Origin of the sequence: Vibrio frigidus (assembly GCF_042465995.1) — a bacterium.
GTDB lineage: Bacteria > Pseudomonadota > Gammaproteobacteria > Enterobacterales > Vibrionaceae > Vibrio.
Window position 1 is genome coordinate 305,478 of the sequence record NZ_JBCDMC010000007.1, and the last position, 17,170, is coordinate 322,647.

At 41.4% G+C, this 17,170-nt stretch carries 17 protein-coding genes; 9 read left to right on the forward strand and 8 right to left on the reverse strand.

The window, feature by feature from the left end; translation table 11 throughout:
* The first annotated feature begins 122 nt into the window (after positions 1–122).
* Together AACW90_RS14215 and AACW90_RS14220 are read left to right on the forward strand one after the other, a co-directional pair.
* Positions 123–2,036 carry a methyl-accepting chemotaxis protein gene (locus AACW90_RS14215; protein WP_390235561.1) on the forward strand — a complete coding sequence of 638 codons (1,914 nt, stop codon included), beginning with the start codon at positions 123–125 and terminating at the stop codon, positions 2,034–2,036.
* Positions 2,037–2,453: 417 nt separating this feature from the next.
* Positions 2,454–2,738 carry a winged helix-turn-helix domain-containing protein gene (locus AACW90_RS14220; protein WP_195702521.1) on the forward strand — a complete coding sequence of 95 codons (285 nt, stop codon included), beginning with the start codon at positions 2,454–2,456 and terminating at the stop codon, positions 2,736–2,738.
* Between the two features lie 67 nt (positions 2,739–2,805).
* On the opposite strand, the gene AACW90_RS14225 is transcribed toward AACW90_RS14220, so the two are convergent.
* Together AACW90_RS14225 and AACW90_RS14230 are read right to left on the reverse strand one after the other, a co-directional pair.
* Positions 2,806–3,189 carry a DUF4156 domain-containing protein gene (locus AACW90_RS14225; protein ID WP_390235563.1) on the reverse strand — a complete coding sequence of 128 codons (384 nt, stop codon included), beginning with the start codon at positions 3,187–3,189 and terminating at the stop codon, positions 2,806–2,808.
* A 7-nt stretch (positions 3,190–3,196) separates the two neighbouring features.
* The gene (locus AACW90_RS14230; RefSeq protein WP_390235565.1) at positions 3,197–3,544 is read right to left on the reverse strand and encodes a DUF2956 domain-containing protein; all 348 of its coding nucleotides are present in this window, start codon (positions 3,542–3,544) and stop codon (positions 3,197–3,199) included.
* An 85-nt stretch (positions 3,545–3,629) separates the two neighbouring features.
* Here AACW90_RS14230 and AACW90_RS14235 point away from each other — a divergent pair, with 85 nt between their 5' ends.
* The 4 genes from AACW90_RS14235 to AACW90_RS14250 all read left to right on the forward strand — a co-directional run bounded on the left by AACW90_RS14235 (position 3,630) and on the right by AACW90_RS14250 (position 7,683).
* Positions 3,630–4,088: a DUF2919 domain-containing protein gene (locus tag AACW90_RS14235; protein WP_390235567.1), complete on the forward strand. Its 459-nt coding sequence runs from the start codon at positions 3,630–3,632 to the stop codon at positions 4,086–4,088.
* An 86-nt stretch (positions 4,089–4,174) separates the two neighbouring features.
* Entirely contained in the window at positions 4,175–5,074 is a 900-nt protein-coding gene (locus AACW90_RS14240) for a Dyp-type peroxidase (RefSeq protein WP_390235569.1), read from the forward strand.
* A 108-nt stretch (positions 5,075–5,182) separates the two neighbouring features.
* Entirely contained in the window at positions 5,183–6,316 is a 1,134-nt protein-coding gene (locus tag AACW90_RS14245) for a flagellin (RefSeq protein WP_390235570.1), read from the forward strand.
* A 236-nt stretch (positions 6,317–6,552) separates the two neighbouring features.
* Positions 6,553–7,683, forward strand: a complete 1,131-nt coding sequence (locus AACW90_RS14250; protein WP_390235572.1) for a flagellin — start codon at positions 6,553–6,555, stop codon at positions 7,681–7,683.
* A 237-nt stretch (positions 7,684–7,920) separates the two neighbouring features.
* On the opposite strand, the gene crr is transcribed toward AACW90_RS14250, so the two are convergent.
* From crr to cysZ, 5 genes are all read right to left on the reverse strand, one after another.
* Positions 7,921–8,430, reverse strand: a complete 510-nt coding sequence (crr, locus tag AACW90_RS14255; protein WP_195702528.1) for a PTS glucose transporter subunit IIA — start codon at positions 8,428–8,430, stop codon at positions 7,921–7,923.
* Positions 8,431–8,476: 46 nt separating this feature from the next.
* Positions 8,477–10,204 carry a phosphoenolpyruvate-protein phosphotransferase PtsI gene (gene ptsI / locus AACW90_RS14260; protein WP_390235576.1) on the reverse strand — a complete coding sequence of 576 codons (1,728 nt, stop codon included), beginning with the start codon at positions 10,202–10,204 and terminating at the stop codon, positions 8,477–8,479.
* A 137-nt stretch (positions 10,205–10,341) separates the two neighbouring features.
* Positions 10,342–10,599, reverse strand: coding sequence for an HPr family phosphocarrier protein (locus AACW90_RS14265; RefSeq protein ID WP_195702530.1), 258 nt, complete (start codon positions 10,597–10,599; stop codon positions 10,342–10,344).
* Between the two features lie 298 nt (positions 10,600–10,897).
* On the reverse strand, positions 10,898–11,863 hold the full coding sequence (gene cysK / locus AACW90_RS14270; RefSeq protein ID WP_275135845.1) for a cysteine synthase A: 966 nt from the start codon (positions 11,861–11,863) through the stop codon (positions 10,898–10,900).
* Between the two features lie 141 nt (positions 11,864–12,004).
* Positions 12,005–12,733: a sulfate transporter CysZ gene (cysZ, locus tag AACW90_RS14275; protein ID WP_390235579.1), complete on the reverse strand. Its 729-nt coding sequence runs from the start codon at positions 12,731–12,733 to the stop codon at positions 12,005–12,007.
* Positions 12,734–12,948: 215 nt separating this feature from the next.
* On the opposite strand from cysZ, the gene zipA reads away from it, so the two are divergent.
* The 3 genes from zipA to cueR all read left to right on the forward strand — a co-directional run bounded on the left by zipA (position 12,949) and on the right by cueR (position 16,623).
* Complete coding sequence (gene zipA, locus AACW90_RS14280) at positions 12,949–13,881, forward strand: cell division protein ZipA (RefSeq protein ID WP_390235581.1); 933 nt, start codon at positions 12,949–12,951, stop codon at positions 13,879–13,881.
* 69 nt (positions 13,882–13,950) lie between these two features.
* Positions 13,951–15,966 (forward strand): NAD-dependent DNA ligase LigA, encoded by a 2,016-nt coding sequence (gene ligA, locus AACW90_RS14285; protein ID WP_390235583.1) that lies wholly within the window; start codon positions 13,951–13,953, stop codon positions 15,964–15,966.
* Positions 15,967–16,236: 270 nt separating this feature from the next.
* The gene (gene cueR / locus AACW90_RS14290; RefSeq protein WP_390235651.1) at positions 16,237–16,623 is read left to right on the forward strand and encodes a Cu(I)-responsive transcriptional regulator; all 387 of its coding nucleotides are present in this window, start codon (positions 16,237–16,239) and stop codon (positions 16,621–16,623) included.
* 95 nt (positions 16,624–16,718) lie between these two features.
* Here the strand turns inward: cueR and AACW90_RS14295 are convergent, their stop codons facing one another.
* Complete coding sequence (locus AACW90_RS14295) at positions 16,719–17,168, reverse strand: NfeD family protein (RefSeq protein ID WP_390235653.1); 450 nt, start codon at positions 17,166–17,168, stop codon at positions 16,719–16,721.
* Positions 17,169–17,170: the final 2 nt, after the last annotated feature.

Below are 17,170 nucleotides of genomic sequence, written 5' to 3' on the forward strand. Positions count from 1 at the left end.
ACATTAAACCGTTTTTTGTATGGTTCAGTATTCCCAAGATATCGGGATTGTATTAATCTTACGATTGAAAAAATAAACTATAATTAACAATAAATTAACGTCTATTCTCTAAAGAGTTGTCTATGAATAATATTCTCAATTTTAAAGGCCGCATCATTACCGCGGCAATCACTTTCCTGATTTTATCGATGGGTATTTTATCCTATGTCTCATTTAACCGGTTGGCCACTGTCGCGACAGAAGGAGCCGATAGTTATTCAATGTTGCGCATTCAACACGGTGCAGAGCAAACATCAGATTTTATTAGAGGTATAAAGCAAGATATTGAGGTTGCAGCTGATCTATTTATTGGTTTGAAAGGTGATGATGAGGTGATGTCACTGCTAACTAATATCGATAAATTGTCACATGCTACAGCTATTGTTGTGGGCTACGAAGACGGTAGTGCCTTGAATAGTAACAAAGGTCGGTACGACGCAGGTAAATACGATCCGAGAGTACGAGGCTGGTATACTGCTGCAAAAAATAGCCGAAAAACGATTATAACGGATATCTATACAGGTAAATCAACGGGTACGCTAATGGTCAGTATCGCCACGCCTTTTTACTCGAATAGTAAACTTGATGGCGTACTTCTTGCGGATGTAGAACTGACAGCACTGACCAGGATTGTTGAAAAATCCGTGTTCAATGGTGCCATTGCGGCGTTATATGACAATACTGGATTGACTATCGCATCGACGGGCGAAGTTGATGTTCCTGGCCAATCCCGCCTTTCAGATTTTGCTGAATTGGTTGGGGTTGAAAACGCGATGTTGACCGAAGATAAAGGCGTGTTTGAGTTCTCACTGCTTGGTACGGATAAAGTCGCATTTTTCCAGACTATTCAGCTAACGGATGATACTAAGTGGCACATATTAGTAGGATTGGATAAATCGGTTGTCTACAAGGTTCTGGATGAATCATTAGCTTCTTCCGTTATCACTACAATAATACTGGTTATTGTTTCTGCCATACTGCTTTCCCTAGTGCTTGCTCAAGCTTACAAGCCAGTATTGGCGCTAAAGAAGACCGTGCAAGACCTTTCAAGCGGAAATGGTGACCTTACCAAACGTCTACCAATCACGAGATCGGATGACCTTGGTCAAATATCAGAAAATATCAATATCTTTGTGGAAAACTTACAGAGCATGATGCTGGATATTTCGCAGGCGTCGACCCACATTAGCGGTAGCATTTCCGGCTTGCAGGAACTGACAAGAAACAATGCCTCTGTACTAGGTCAGCATAAAAGTGAAACAGATCAAGTGGTTGTTGCTCTGGATGAAATGAGCGCTACATCAAATGATGTCGCTAAAAATACCGCTGATGCAGTTGAATTTACAGGTAAAACAAATACCCAAGCGGAAGCGTCAAAGCGGGTCGTGACCGGAGCAACTCAGACGGTAAGTGAACTCGTTGAGCGAGTTGAGGAAGCTTCTGGTCATATTAATCAAATGGGCAATGAGATTTCTGAAATTGCGGATGTGCTTAAAGTCATTGGTGATATCGCGGATCAGACCAATCTGCTCGCACTAAATGCGGCTATTGAAGCGGCACGAGCAGGAGAGCAGGGACGAGGGTTTGCTGTTGTAGCAGATGAAGTTCGCGCATTGGCATCTCGCACTCAACAAAGTACCTCTGAAATTCAAGGTACCATCAATCGATTAACCAGTAGCTCAGAGAAGGTGATTAGCACCATGATCAGCACTAAATCTAGTTGTGAAGAGGCTTCCACTCAGACATCTCTGGTTGTTACTGACCTAGACCAGATCAGTAACTCAGTTGAGGGGATCAATAATCTAAACTTGCAGATTGCCACAGCAGCAGAGCAGCAGAATTCAGTTGCTGAAGAGATTACTCGTAATATGACGAAGATTCAGGAAATGGTTCAGCTTATTTCCGCGAGTGGAGTCGATGCTGATAATGAAGCCTCGGCGCTTGCGGCAGCAAATAGTCAACTGACAAGTATTGTCGGACGTTTCAAGCTTCAATAATTATTACGTTGTTTCGTCATATAGCAGGTTGACGGTTTCTAATAGAAGGTCAGAAGCTTTTCGTTCTGACCTTTTTGATGCACGTCACTTAGTGCATTTGTCGCCAACCTTAACGGTTGTTTCGCCTTATCGTTAAAATAGTACATCTACTCAAAACTTGTAATGCCGTATAGGGTAAATATCACCTCTATTCTTTTTATTGTTGCTTTAACGCAAGCCCTATCAAGAACCTTCCGATCAGATAAAATAACAATTAAATGTAATCTATTGCACATATTTCCTTAAATGGAATTAAGAATGTGCACTTATTGATCAAACGCAAAAACAATCATAGGGAAAAAGAAATAATGGCACACGTTGTGAATTTTATTTATTGAAATCAATAGTCCTCTAGACAAAGTAGTAATGGAGATATCGATGGAGTTGAGTCCTGTTTTTGCGAGAAGGCTGTATTTGGCGCTTTTAGTAGAAAATTTAGATAGGCCGAATGTGCCTAAATTGATCGAAAAAACTGGGTGGCCGCGTAGGACGATTCAAGATGTGCTGAAAGCATTACCCGGCATAGGGATTGAACTTATGTTTGTTCAAGATGGCCGAAGGCATAATGATGGTTACTATCAGCTATCTGATTGGGGGCCTTTTGATAGCCAATGGGTCCTGGAACGAAAAGTAGAAATAGCATCTACACTCGGTTTTCGTTGAACCCAAACTATAATAGATTATTTTTCACATGAAAGAAGCGCCTTACAATAGATAGGCGCTTTTTTGTCTAATTGAGGTCGTTATTTATGATGTTAATTGGAAGAGACAAGTCGCCATCAGGGTAATTGCATAGGTAAGCGGTGCCAACGAATGTAACTGATGTTGTAAAATCAATTGGACTGAGCAAAAATACAGTATTTGCACCCATCTCATGCGCATTGTTTTTCATCTCGTTTAACGCCCCTCGAATCATGGTGTCGTTAGCAAAAAAAAGGTAGCTATACCAATGGCCTTCATTGCCGGTTACTTCACCCCTCCATTCACAATACTGAAATCGGTAAACGCTATCCGTACGAATATGTACCTGAGAAGCCTCAGAGAGCAAAGTCTTGCTAGGTATGCTACACCCGACCAAGAAGCTGACACAAAAAAAAGAGAACCATTTTAGCATGACGACCCTAACCTAGAGATAAATAAGCAATAAATGCAATCCAGCTTACTAATAGTAGTAGCCATGGGGCTAATTGGTTGCTTTTTTTTGCGGGTGCAGGCTCGATTTGCGCAGCCTGAGTATCGTTTTGATCATTGGATGTAGTCTGTTTCTCTTTTTGATGCTTTTTTCGTGCTCGATCGGCTTGTCGACTTTTTTCTTTTTGCTGTTTTTTATATAGAGCAATGCCCTTTTCAATACCCTGAGCAATCAGTTTTGTTTGGTCTTTAGTTTGCCCTGGTTTTTGTGTTGCTTTGGCTATTTTCATTGCTTCCGCTTGTGATTCAGGTGAGATCTGGTTTTTATTGATTGTCATAGAGGTTCTTACAGAAAAATGAGTAACCTACATAGATTATATGATATATCCTCTTAGATAAATAAATTGATGTAGTTAGTGATAAGTGCGTTATTCAATAGAAGAGTATGACAGTGACGGATTCTTAAAAGCGCCCAAATTGCTTTGGGTAGGCTGGTTATTTTTAGCAAAGGCTTGGATCATCTTCATCGTCGCGGGAGCGAGCAGGGATATGGGAGCGAAGCTTTTAGAAATTATATACCCCGTACATGCAGCGTTATATCTTGGTTTGATCATGGGTTTTCCTGTGTTGGTCCTAATTTGGCTACTTGGTCTTCGCAAACCGGATAGAAAAAGAATCTGTAGAGTGGTTTCATATGGAAAAATTACAACGATACTAACGGTATTGATCCAAATGGGGCTCGTTATCTATCAAATCTATCTTGATAATATTCAATTTGGTTGGGCGAATGCAGTTACGCTGTTAGGTCTCATTTGGTTGATGATCTATATTTCGAAAAGCAAAAGGGTAAAAGATTGTTTTCGTTCACCATTATTAAGCTAAGAGAATGCACGGATAGTTTTAATTCAGTACATTCAACTATATATAATATAAATTAACTCGTTAGATGAATTTTTTGGAGACACGTTATGGCAAAATATCAAACTGCTATCGTCCCTGGGGCGGGACCATTCGCACTTTATGTCCAAATTAAGGTTAAATCACAGCCAAAAAAAGTAGTGCAGCAGTTAAAAATGATACCGAGATTAGTGGAAGAACTGAATAAAAGCCAAGTGAATGCCGATTTAACTTCTTCCATTGCGTTTAGCAAATCGTTTTGGAGCCAAACTAATCAACCTGTCCCTGACGAGTTAATCGATTTTATCCCTCTTGGTGAAGGGACAATTATTGCGCCTGCAACGGATGTTGATGTGCTCATTCATTGTCATTCTAATCGTCATGATTTGCATTTTTATCTGCTTCGGAAATTAATGACAGAAATTTCAGAGTATGTGGACATTGTGGATGAAACCTACGGTTATCGTTTTATGGATGCCAGAGATATGACGGATTTCATAGACGGAACAGAAAATCCAGTTGGTGACGAAAGAAGAGACGTTGCCATTATTTCTGGCGGTATTTTTTCCGGTGGCAGTTACGTTATGGCTCAACGATTTATTCATAATTTACCAGCATGGAATAGATTATCGGTAACAGCACAAGAAAAGGTCATTGGACGAACCAAGCCAGACTCCATTGAGCTTGATGATGTTCCTGCTGCCTCGCATGTAGGACGCGTCGACATAAAAGAGGAAGGGCAGGGGCTGAAAATTGTTCGACACAGCTTGCCTTATGGTTCAGTTACTGGCGACCATGGTTTATTATTCCTTTCTTACTGTAACACCCTACATAACATCAAAGTTATGCTAGAGAGTATGTATGGTGTTAGTGATGGAAAAAGTGATCAAATGTTGCGCTTTACTCAAGCAGTAACGGGGGCTTATTTCTTTGCGCCATCAAGTGACATGTTACAAGCATTAGAGGTTTAATTGACCTTGTATTCTGTCCCCAATGAGAGTCATTCTAGGCTCTCTTTTGCCTAAAGTTTTTCACTGAAGCGCCGATAACAGTCTGAGACCCCTATTTAAGAAGGCGCTATGGCTGTTACTGTTAATACCAATGTTTCTGCATTGATTGCACAACGAAATCTAAGTCTGTCAACGAATATGTTGAATCAGTCTTTAGAACGCTTGTCTTCAGGAAACCGTATTAATAGCGCCAAAGATGATGCTGCAGGCCTACAAATTTCCAATCGCCTCAATTCTCAAATGCGTGGATTAGATGTCGCTGTTCGTAATGCAAATGATGGTATTTCTATTATGCAGACGGCAGAAGGCGCCATGAAAGAGACCACCAACATTCTCCAACGAATGCGAGATCTTTCTCTTCAGTCATCGAATGGCTCGAATAGTAAGTCCGAGCGAATGGCTATTCAAGAAGAGGTGACGGCGCTAGATGATGAACTTAATCGTATTACCGAAACGACATCATTTGGTGGTAATAAATTATTGAATGGTAATTTTGCTAGTGCGTCCTTTCAAATAGGCGCATCGTCAGGTGAGGCCGTTCAAGTAAATTTAGAAAACATGCGTTCTGATACTAAGAATATGGGTGGGTTTAGTTACATTGCTAACGGGTTGGCTGATAAAGAATGGCAAGTTAAGCCCGGACAGAATCATTTGGTTATGCAATTCACCAATAATCGTGATCAAGATGAAACGATTCATATAAAAGCGAAGCATGGCGACGATATTGAAGAGTTAGCCACTTACATTAATGGACAGACCGATACGGTATCGGCGTCAGTGAATGAGGATGGACAGTTACAGGTATATATAGCAGATGATAAATCAGGCGGTAGAATAAGTTTTGGCGGTAATCTTGCCAATGAACTTGAGATGTCTGGTCCAATCATCGAAACTGTGCATGATTTAGACCTTACCACTGTAGGGGGCTCTCAAAGAGCGGTTGCTGTTATAGATAGTGCGATGAAGTTTGTTGATAGCCATCGTTCAGAGCTTGGTGCTTATCAAAATAGGTTTAGCCACGCGATAAATAATCTCGACAATATTCACGAGAATATAGCCAGTTCTAAGAGTCGAATCAAAGACACCGACTTTGCTAAGGAAACAACACAGATGATAAAACAACAAATACTTCAGCAGGTGAGCACGACTGTTCTAGCACAGGCGAAACAAACGCCTAATTTAGCACTAACCCTGCTGGGTTAAATTCAACGACCGCTCTCGGCCGTAAATTCAAGAACTTTAATCTTTACTTTAAAAAACTGACTATTTTATTACTCTCTTCACGTTTTCCTTCTCAAAGGCATTTTTTTCTAATTTTTCTAAAATTTTATCTAAAGAATTCCCAATATAAGCCGTTATAAAAAGTAACTTTGAGAGAACTACTTGGTTTTCCGAGACGTCGGAAACCGCTTTAACGGAAAATCAATTGGAGAATCACCATGGCAGTAAATGTAAATACAAACGTAGCCGCAATGACAGCACAACGTCACTTGTCTGGCGCCGCGAGCGACCTAAACAGCTCAATGGAACGCCTATCTTCTGGCTTTAAAATCAACAACGCAAAAGACGATGCAGCGGGTCTACAAATCTCGAATCGTTTGAATGCACAAAGCCGTGGCTTAGACGTAGCAGTACGAAATGCAAACGACGGTATTTCGATTGCCCAAACCGCTGAAGGTGCGATGAAAGAAACATCGAACATCCTTCAACGTGTTCGTGACTTGTCACTTCAATCTGCCAACGGCTCTAACTCAAAACAAGAGCGTGTAGCGATTCAAGAAGAAGTAACGGCACTGAACGACGAATTAAACCGAATAGCGGAAACCACATCATTTGGTGGTAACAAACTGCTTAACGGTACGCACGGAACGAAATCTTTCCAAATCGGTTCAGATAATGGTGAAGCGGTCATGCTAAGCCTAAAAGACATGCGTTCAGACAATGCGATGATGGGCGGTAGCGCTTACAAAGCTGAAAACGGTCAAGGTAAAGACTGGGCTGTATCGAAAGATGCAACGATGGTTATCGGCTTGACGAACAAATCTGGCGATGTACAAGAGTTTACCGTTAATGCGAAAGCTGGCGACGATATTGAAGAGCTAGCAACGTACATCAATGGTCAGCAAGATGCAGTGAGTGCTTCGGTTGATGAAGACGGTCGTCTGCAAGTTTTTGCTGGTAACAATAATGTTGAAGGCGAAGTGTCATTTAGTGGAACCTTAGCGGGTGAGCTTGGTATGGGCCCAGCAACAGCGGTAACGGTCGATACTCTTGACGTGACTTCTGTCGGTGGAGCGCAAGAAGCGGTCGCTGTTGTAGATGCTGCGATGAAGTATGTGGACAGCCATCGAAGTGAGCTTGGTGCATTCCAAAACCGTTTCGACCACGCAATCAATAACCTAGACAACATTAACGAGAATGTTAACGCGTCTAACAGCCGAATCAAGGATACTGACTTCGCGAAAGAAACCACCGCGATGACTAAGTCTCAAATCCTGCAACAGGCGTCAACGTCAATACTTGCTCAAGCGAAGCAAGCACCGAATACAGCACTTAGCCTACTCGGTTAATTCTGACAGCAATATCCGTGTCATCTCTTTGAACCCAGCCTATATGGCTGGGTTTTGTTGCTTTAAGGAAAGCGATTTCAGCCTATATAGATATCTTAAATCAAGAATTGAATAACGTGAGGAAGAACTAAGGAGAAAGAACGAAGTTTGTTCAGTTCCAGTCTTAAAAGGTATAAAAAAACCGCTGATGTAAACATCAACGGTTTCTATTTCGTTACTAAGCGCTAATCGAATGAATTATTTCGTTACGCGTAGAACTGGGTTCTCACCAACAACAACAGAACCAGAAAGCTTATTTAGCTCTTTGATTTCGTCCATGTTAGATATAACCACTGGTGTTAAAGTTGATTTTGCATTTTCTTCTAGGAAGGCAAGATCAAATTCAATTACTGTGTCGCCTACTTTCACTGATTGACCTTCTTCAGCGATACGCGTAAAACCTTGACCTTTCAGCTCAACAGTATCAATACCGAAGTGAACAAACAACTCAACACCGTCATCCGACTCAATAGAGAAAGCGTGGTTTGTTTCAAAGATTTTACCAATAGTTCCGTTTACTGGAGCTACCATCTTGTCACCAGAAGGTTTGATCGCGATGCCATCGCCAACAATTTTTTCTGCAAAAACAACATCTGGCACATCTTCGATGTTAACAATTTCACCAGATATTGGTGCGATGATTTCGATTGCCCCCGCATCAGCGCTATCATCAGATACTAGCTTTTTAAGCTTGTCAAACAGACCCATGTCGTGCTCCTAAACGTTTAATTTTATTCTATTCTATTGGATTATATTAGCAGATGGATTTTTCTGCGATAAATTTTTCAACATGAGCTTCAATTTCTGCCGCAGTCGCCATTTCTAAAGCTTCATCAGCCATAGCTTTTACTTCTGCGTAATCCGCACCACGAATTATTTTCTTAACGCTAGGAATTGAAATACCACTCATACTAAATTCGTCTAGGCCCATACCCAGAAGAAGTAGAGTTGCGCGTTCGTCACCAGCCAACTCACCACACATACCAGTCCACTTACCTTCTTTGTGAGAGGCATCAATCACTTGCTTGATAACGGTTAGAACAGCAGGTGACAGCGGATTGTATAGGTGAGAAATCAGTTCATTACCACGGTCTACAGCTAGAGTATACTGGGTTAAGTCGTTAGTACCAATACTAAAGAAAGAAACTTCTTTCGCTAAATGGTGTGCAATTGCCGCTGCCGCTGGAGTTTCGACCATAACACCGATCTCAACTTGCTCGTCAAACGCTAAGTCTTCAGCACGAAGTTCGGCTTTATACTCTTCAATTGCTTGTTTAAGCTCACGAATCTCTTCAACAGAGATGATCATTGGGAACATGATACGAAGTTTGCCGTGCGCAGAGGCGCGTAGAATACCGCGAAGTTGGTCACGAAGAATTTCACGACGATCTAAGCTGATTCGAATGGCTCGCCAACCAAGGAATGGGTTCATTTCTTGGGGTAGGTCTAAATAAGGGAGGTCTTTGTCGCCACCAATATCCATAGTACGGATAATAACGGCTTCGCCTTCCATTGCCTCAGCAACTTCTTTATAAGCTTGGTATTGTTCTTCTTCTGTTGGTAGAGACGTACGGTCCATAAACAGAAATTCAGTACGGTATAGACCAACACCTTCACCACCGTTGCGAATGATACCATCACAATCTTTAACGGTACCGATGTTACCGCATACTTCAACTCTGTGGCCATCAGTAGTAATAGCGGTAAGATCTTTTAGTTTTGCTAGCTCTTCTTTTTCTGCGATGAAAGTATCACGGATACTTCGAGCTTCAGTAAGCTCTGCTTCAGAAGGATTAACAATAATTTTGTTGTTGATTGCATCTAGAATCAACATGTCACCGTTCTTAACTTGAGCCGTGACGTTGTTTGTACCAACAATAGCTGGAAGCTCTAAAGAGCGAGCCATAATGGATGTGTGTGATGTACGCCCACCAATGTCACATGCAAAACCTAATACGTAGTCTAGGTTGATTTGGGCTGTTTCAGAAGGGGTTAGGTCGTAAGCGACAAGAATAACTTCTTCATCGATATTGCTAAGAGAGACGAGGTTAATGCCAAGTGCATTTTTTACAAAACGAGAACCGATATCGCGGATATCCGTTGCGCGTTCTTTTAGATATTCATCATCTAAAGATTCTAGTGCTACCGCTTGCTCTTCAATAACTGTATAGATTGCATTATCAACATGCATCTTGTCATGTTTTACGAGTGTTAAAATTTCTGCCTCTAACTCTTCGTCTTCAAGCAACATGATGTGGCCTTCGAAAATGGCTTCTTTTTCTTCGCCAAATGTTTCTAGAGCTTTTTGTTTGACAATATCAAGTTGATACGCGGATTTATCACGTGCTTCGTAGAAGCGTTTAACTTCAGCTTCAACTTGGTCGTCAGAAATTGAGTGAGTATTTAGAACAATTTCGTCTTCTTGAAGAAGTAGTGCTTTACCAAAAGCAATACCAGGAGATGCTAGAATGCCGGAAATCATAGCCTTACCTTAATTTGGTCAACAGTAAAAGAGAGTAGAGTGGTTAACTAAGTATATGTAGTAGAGTTTTGCCGCTAAGTCCAACAAAGCCATTTTGCTTTTAACAAAATGGCCTTGTATTTTGGAGTGCTTGGCTGTTACTCAAGTGTATCCATAAGTGCTACTAGGTGGTCTACAGCAGCTTGAGCCTGTGGGCCTTCAGCAGATAGAGTAACAACAGTACCTTTAACTAGGCCTAGAGTTTGAAGCTTGAATAAGCTTTTAGCGCTAGCGCTTTTACCGTTAGAAGTCACAGTGATATCTGCGTCGAATGATTTAGCTTCTTTAACAAACTGAGCCGCTGGACGAGTGTGAAGACCGTTTTCCGCAGTGATTTCTACTTGTTTTTGATACATGTGATATTACCCCAATCGATTTATTTATTGTTTAAGTACTAGTTTAACTCAACGATATGTCTTGCCCACAAATACAAAGTGAAAATAAGACATATGTAAAACCATTTACCAGTAAGATAAGATATTTGTATTTAAAATATACCTTATCTCTTAATTTTCTATCTATATTGTTTTATTTCTAGCTTCAAAATAAAACATATCCCGATAGTACCAAACGATTTACAAGGATCAACAAAAAAGCCCCATAAAGGGGCTTTTTTAACGCAAAATTTGATTTAAGCACACTTTTATTACAAATTTACTGCGCGTTTTCTTTTTCTGTAAACAATCCAGAAAATAGAGCCGTACTTAGATAGCGTTCACCAGAACTTGGTAATAGGGTCACAATAGTCTTACCTTCAAATTCAGGTAACGCGGCAATGCGGTTCGCTGCTACAACGGCTGCACCCGATGAAATACCAGCAAGAATACCTTCTTCTTCCATTAATCGGCGAGCCATTTCAATCGCTTCATCAGATGTGACGGACTCTACGCGGTCAATCAACGACAGATCTAGGTTTTCAGGGATAAAGCCTGCACCGATACCCTGAATCTTATGTGGGGAAGGTTGGATATCATCACCTGCTAATGCTTGGGCAATCACTGGAGATTCTGCAGGTTCAACAGCAACAGAAGTAACCGCCTTGTCTTTGCCTTTGAAGTAGCGTGCAGTGCCTGTGATGGTACCACCTGTGCCAACGCCAGCTACAAACACATCAATTTCACCGTCTGTGGCATCCCAAAGTTCAGGTCCAGTCGTCTGTTCGTGAACGGCTGGGTTTGCTGGGTTATTGAATTGTTGGAGAAGAAGATACTTTGCAGGGTCGCTTGCAACAATTTCTTCTGCTTTAGCTATCGCGCCTTTCATACCTTTGGCCGCTTCAGTTAACTCTAGTTTTGCACCGAGTGCTCTTAGAAGTTTACGACGCTCAAGGCTCATTGATTCTGGCATTGTTAAGGTGATTTTATATCCGCGTGCTGCAGCAACAAATGCCAGAGCAATACCAGTGTTACCACTTGTTGGTTCAACAAGTTCTACACCCGCTTTCAATTTACCGGACTGTTCTGCTTCCCAAATCATGTTTGCACCGATTCGGTCTTTAACACTAAAACTAGGATTACGAGACTCTATTTTGGCTAAAACATTGCCGCCGCTTACTCTGTTAAGACGAACAAGAGGAGTGTTACCAATTGTTAGAGAGTTATCTTCAAAAATTTTGCTCATTTATAGTTGTCCTTTTCTACACGCGATTTCATATGTTGTGTTGTTGTTAAGAATAATAAGCCGTATTAAAAAAAGCAAAAAGACCCAAAAGTTATAACATATTAATGAACGTTCGAATTATCGTCATATTTTTTTGAATTTTTAGTGCTTATCTTTAAACTCTTCTACCCACATCGCTGTCGCACCGCATACTGCAATTGGCATAACGAACAAGTTTAATATAGGTATAGCGGTAAAAAATGCGACACAAACGCCAAAACCATACGCTTTGGATTGATTCTGCTTAAGATCTTGGCGCATTTCGTGAAATGATATTTTGTGATTATCAAAAGGATAATCGCAATATTGAATAGCCATTACCCATGCAGAGAAGACAAACCAAAGTACCGGACCTATTGTTTGGCCTAAAGCAGGTATAAATAATAGGATAAATAATCCGATCGCTTTAGGTAGAAAATAGACGATTTTTTGTAGTTCACGAGCAATAATGCGCGGGGTATCTTTAATAATACTAATGAGGTTTTGATCACTGTCTAACTTGCCACAGAGTTTTTCTTCGACTTTTTCCGCTAGTAACCCATTAAAAGGCGCAGCAATTAAATTTGCTAACGTACTAAAGATATAGGAAAAAGTACCTAAAATAGTAATGGTCAGTACTGGCCATAATAGATACGATAGCCAGGATAGCCAATCTGGTATATAGGATATCCATCCTGTTATCCAATCGTTAAGATGGGTGAACAAGTAAAAAAGGGCGCTACCGACTAAAAGTATGTTAGCCAGCAAAGGAAAAAGAACAAATCTGCGAATACCGGGAGTTAAAGCTAGTTTCATTCCTTGGAAAAAATAGCCAAAGCCACTCTGTTTCATTTTTATTTCTCTTTGTGAAATGTTAGAAAGGTATTGTACCTATGGGTTATGAAACTTTCAAAATGAGAAAATCGTGGTAGCTGTCACATGGTCTTAGCAACTACACGTATTAATTTATTCAAAAACTTCATACACTTTTGGTAAAGTAGGTAGATTAACCGAATTTTATTCAATTTGATGTTGATTTTTTCATCAGATACAGCAGAGAGTGAACAATGCAGGAATTGCGATTAGTACTCATTATAGTTGGTGCGCTAGCCATAGCCGCACTTCTTTTTCATGGGCTTTGGACAAGTAAGAAAGAGAGAAAAAGTAAATTCGCAGAAAAATCTGTCATTGATAGCGATCGTTTAGAAACGTCTCCAGTGGTTTCTGATGATGATTTTGACGTAGTCTTAATAGATAAAAAAGAAGCGGCATTTGGTGTTGATAGACGCTTCTCTCATGATCCACTTGGTGTTGATGACCCGCTCGACGTCGAAGAAGAGCTTTCGGCGCAAAATAGAAGCGTTGAGGCAGATGATTTTCCTCACGTCGTCTTAAATGATGATATTGATGCTCCGTTAGAGGAAAAAGTCATATTTACCGATGCTGAAGATGAGGTTATTTTTAAACCTAAAAAATCGCTTTATGAACTAGATGAACCTAAGCTCGCGTCGATGAACAGTGAAATGGACGTACCCCCAGAATTAGCAGAAGAAAGTGAAGACGACGAAAAGATGCAGGTTATCGTTATCAATGTTCATTGCTCGGGTGACGAACCGTTTGTTGGGACAAAGCTGTTTGATAGTATGCAACAAAACGGATTGCTTTATGGCGAGATGGATATCTTCCACCGCCATAATGATATTTCGGGAACAGGAAAAGTACTTTTTAGCGTTGCGAATATGATGCATCCGGGTACGCTAAAACACGATAACCCAGCAACCTTTACCACTAAGGGCATCTCATTTTTTATGACCCTACCTGGTTTTGGTGAAGCGGATCAGAATTTTAAAGTGATGCTAAGAACCGCCCAACAGATCGCGGACGATTTAGGTGGTAATGTTCTCGATGAACAACGAAACCTCATGACACCGGATAAGCTATTGAGTTTTCACAATCAAATAAGAGCATTTAAAGCTCGTAGCGCCCAGAAAGAAGTGTGATAAAACAGGGTTCCGGATGGGGCCCTTTTTTATACTATTAAGAAGAAAAAACGGGATTAGGAAAAAAACATGCCTCAGTCGGTCGAAGAAAGACTCATTCAACTTAAACAAGAATTGCATTATCACGGCGTAAAATATTATGTTGAGGATGCTCCTCAGGTGCCAGACGCTGAATATGACCGTTTGATGAGAGAGCTTCTGGATGTAGAAGCGCAGCATCCCGAATTCGTTTCAATCGATTCCCCAAGCCAACGTGTGGGTGGATCGCCGCTAGAAGGTTTTACCCAAGTTAAGCATGAAATCCCCATGCTATCGCTCGACAATGCGTTCAGCGATGATGAGTTAGATGCGTTTAAAAAAAGAATGGATGACCGAGTAACCGGCCATGAAATCAAAACTTTTTGTTGTGAACCGAAACTCGATGGATTAGCGGTTAGCCTATTATATGAAAACGGTGTGTTGGTTCAGGCTGCCACTCGGGGAGATGGGAATACAGGGGAAAATATCACCGAAAATGTTCGAACTATAGCGGCGATCCCTTTGATACTTCAGGGGAAAGGTTGGCCTACTCGAATAGAGGTTCGAGGTGAAGTGTTTATGCCCAAAGCGGGGTTTGAAAAACTCAATCAAGACGCACTTAAATTTGGCACCAAACCTTTTGTTAACCCAAGAAATGCGGCCGCAGGAAGCCTAAGACAATTGGACTCTCGCATCACAGCGAAGAGACCTTTAAACTTTTATGCTTACAGCGTTGGTGTTATAGAAGGTGGTGAGCTTGAGGGCAGCCACTACGACCGGTTTCTTCAACTGAAAGGTTGGGGGCTGCCTATGTGCCCTGAGACCAGTCAGTTAGACACTCTCGATGCAGTAAAGGCCTATTACCTAGATATTTTGCAACGCAGAGAAGCACTCGCTTATGAAATCGACGGTGTGGTTATCAAAGTCGATGATATAGAAACTCAAGAGCAACTCGGTTTTGTTGCAAGAGCACCTCGTTGGGCTATTGCGTATAAGTTTCCAGCGCAAGAAGAGCTCACTAAGCTCAATGATGTTGAGTTCCAGGTCGGACGAACTGGAGCGATAACACCCGTGGCGAAACTTGAACCCGTATTCGTTGGTGGTGTGACCGTTAGTAATGCAACATTACATAATGCAGATGAGATAGAACGATTAGGTATCAAGATCGGTGACACGGTTATTATTCGTCGTGCAGGCGATGTCATACCACAAATCACCAGTGTGGTTTTAGATCGTAGACCGGATGATGCTTCTGACATTATTTTCCCAACGGATTGTCCTGTCTGTCATTCTTCCGTGGAGAGAATAGAGGGAGAAGCCGTTGCTCGTTGTAGCGGCGGGCTGGTTTGTCAGGCACAGCGTAAGGAGGCGTTGAAACACTTTGTGTCTCGTAAGGCGCTTGATGTTGATGGGCTAGGGGTGAAAGTGATTGAGCAGCTTGTCGATAAAGAAATGGTCGACTCTCCAGCGGATCTTTTTAAGCTCTCAGCAGGGCTATTGACGGTTCTTGAACGTATGGGGCCAAAGTCCGCTCAAAATGTGGTTAATGCATTACAAGCCTCAAAAGAAACAACCTTACCTAGGTTTCTTTACTCATTAGGTATAAGGGAGGTCGGGGAAGCAACGGCAGCAAACCTAGCGGCGCATTTTAAAACCTTACCAGCAGTCCAAGATGCCACATTGGAGCAGTTGGTCGAAGTTTCAGATGTTGGAGACATCGTTGCCAAACATGTTGTTTACTTTTTCAAGCAAGAAAAAAACCAGTTAGTCATTGCTGATCTACTCAAACAAGGTGTCCATTGGACCGAGATTGAAGAACTATCAGAGGATGAGCCTCAACCTCTTGCAGGTAAAGTCGTCGTGTTAACCGGGTCACTCTCACAGCTGAATCGAAATGACGCAAAAGCAGCACTACAGGCACTTGGAGCCAAGGTTACGGGTAGTGTATCGAAAAAAACGGATATTCTATTTGCCGGTGAAGCCGCAGGCTCTAAATTGACAAAAGCACAAGAACTAGGGATAGAGATTCTTGATGAGCAGGCATTGGTCGATTTACTGAAAATATAAATCGTGGTCTCGTTTAGGTCAGTGAATGATAGCTGGGCCTTGCCTGTAATGCTGTTCACTTAAGACATCAAACTCCGTCATCCTCACGAAAGTGGGGATCTAAACCCACCCAGATTCCCGTTTTCACGGGAATAACGATGAATACTTTTTCTTAAATGAACGGCAATAGAGCTTTGCCTAGTTTTTTAGTGTTCGTATATGAATCAGTATGAGATAAACTAATATGCGATATACAGTCTCTATTACTTTTCACTGGTGGTGTTAAATATGATGAATATTAGCCAAGTTTCGAAAGCGACGCAGTTATCTTCAAAATCTATTCGACTGTATGAAGATAAGGGGTTGATCTCGGCTCCAGTACGTTCAGTTAATGGATATCGTCAATACAGTGACTCTCATATCGAGGAGTTATTGATTGTCGCGAGAGCAAAAAGAGTCGGCTTTACACTAGAAGAATGCAAAGCCTTAGTCCATTTAGCGAGCAATTCAGAAACGACGAGCGCTGAAGTAAAAAGACGTGCAGAAGAAAAATTGTTAGAAGTGAACGCAAAATTGGATGAGCTGACGGTGATAAAAAACCAGTTAGAAAAGTGGGTAGCGGAGTGCCCTGGAGATTCTGGTAATGCATGTCCCATTATGGATGATTTAAAATCGTAATCAATTGTTGAGTTTTTCGAACTACATCATACAGTTTGAAGCTGAACATGTATTATGGGCTTTAATTTTCTCATTAAAGCCCATGATTTAACGTTTTAAACTGGCTCGATGGTAACGACAATACCATCCACATCAACGACCTTGACTAGCGTCCCAGCGGCGATGTCTTTATGGGTTCGAGCCGACCAAGTGGTATCACCCAGTCGGATACGACAGTTTCCCTCTTGTACGTCTTCTTCAAGCCTTGTTATCTTGCCAACTAACTGCTTTTCTCTTTGATTAAGTGAACTATTGGCCTCTGACTGCACATCTTTTTTAAACTGATACCGCCACCATCCCCAAGTTGTTACTAATGAAAAACTTGCGAACGTAATCCATTGTAACTGCCAGCTCATCGGCAATAACGCAAATAAGACGCCGACCAATATAGCGGATATGCCTAACCATAAGAAATATCCAGCAGTACCAATGAGTTCACCTGAAAGCAACACAAGCCCAAACGCTATCCAATGCCAGTGGTTAACTTGGCTGAGTAGTTCTATCAACA

What these genes read in the sequence shown, in the direction of transcription:
- cueR (WP_390235651.1), top strand. Translation starts at nt 16,237, where the DNA reads ATGAATATTAGCCAAGTTTCGAAAGCGACGCAGTTATCTTCAAAATCT.
- ptsI (WP_390235576.1), bottom strand. Translation starts at nt 10,204, where the DNA reads ATGATTTCCGGCATTCTAGCATCTCCTGGTATTGCTTTTGGTAAAGCA.
- AACW90_RS14215 (WP_390235561.1), top strand. Translation starts at nt 123, where the DNA reads ATGAATAATATTCTCAATTTTAAAGGCCGCATCATTACCGCGGCAATC.
- AACW90_RS14220 (WP_195702521.1), top strand. Translation starts at nt 2,454, where the DNA reads ATGGAGTTGAGTCCTGTTTTTGCGAGAAGGCTGTATTTGGCGCTTTTA.
- crr (WP_195702528.1), bottom strand. Translation starts at nt 8,430, where the DNA reads ATGGGTCTGTTTGACAAGCTTAAAAAGCTAGTATCTGATGATAGCGCT.
- AACW90_RS14265 (WP_195702530.1), bottom strand. Translation starts at nt 10,599, where the DNA reads ATGTATCAAAAACAAGTAGAAATCACTGCGGAAAACGGTCTTCACACT.
- AACW90_RS14240 (WP_390235569.1), top strand. Translation starts at nt 4,175, where the DNA reads ATGGCAAAATATCAAACTGCTATCGTCCCTGGGGCGGGACCATTCGCA.
- cysK (WP_275135845.1), bottom strand. Translation starts at nt 11,863, where the DNA reads ATGAGCAAAATTTTTGAAGATAACTCTCTAACAATTGGTAACACTCCT.
- zipA (WP_390235581.1), top strand. Translation starts at nt 12,949, where the DNA reads ATGCAGGAATTGCGATTAGTACTCATTATAGTTGGTGCGCTAGCCATA.
- ligA (WP_390235583.1), top strand. Translation starts at nt 13,951, where the DNA reads ATGCCTCAGTCGGTCGAAGAAAGACTCATTCAACTTAAACAAGAATTG.
- cysZ (WP_390235579.1), bottom strand. Translation starts at nt 12,733, where the DNA reads ATGAAACAGAGTGGCTTTGGCTATTTTTTCCAAGGAATGAAACTAGCT.
- AACW90_RS14250 (WP_390235572.1), top strand. Translation starts at nt 6,553, where the DNA reads ATGGCAGTAAATGTAAATACAAACGTAGCCGCAATGACAGCACAACGT.
- AACW90_RS14245 (WP_390235570.1), top strand. Translation starts at nt 5,183, where the DNA reads ATGGCTGTTACTGTTAATACCAATGTTTCTGCATTGATTGCACAACGA.
- AACW90_RS14225 (WP_390235563.1), bottom strand. Translation starts at nt 3,189, where the DNA reads ATGCTAAAATGGTTCTCTTTTTTTTGTGTCAGCTTCTTGGTCGGGTGT.
- AACW90_RS14230 (WP_390235565.1), bottom strand. Translation starts at nt 3,544, where the DNA reads ATGACAATCAATAAAAACCAGATCTCACCTGAATCACAAGCGGAAGCA.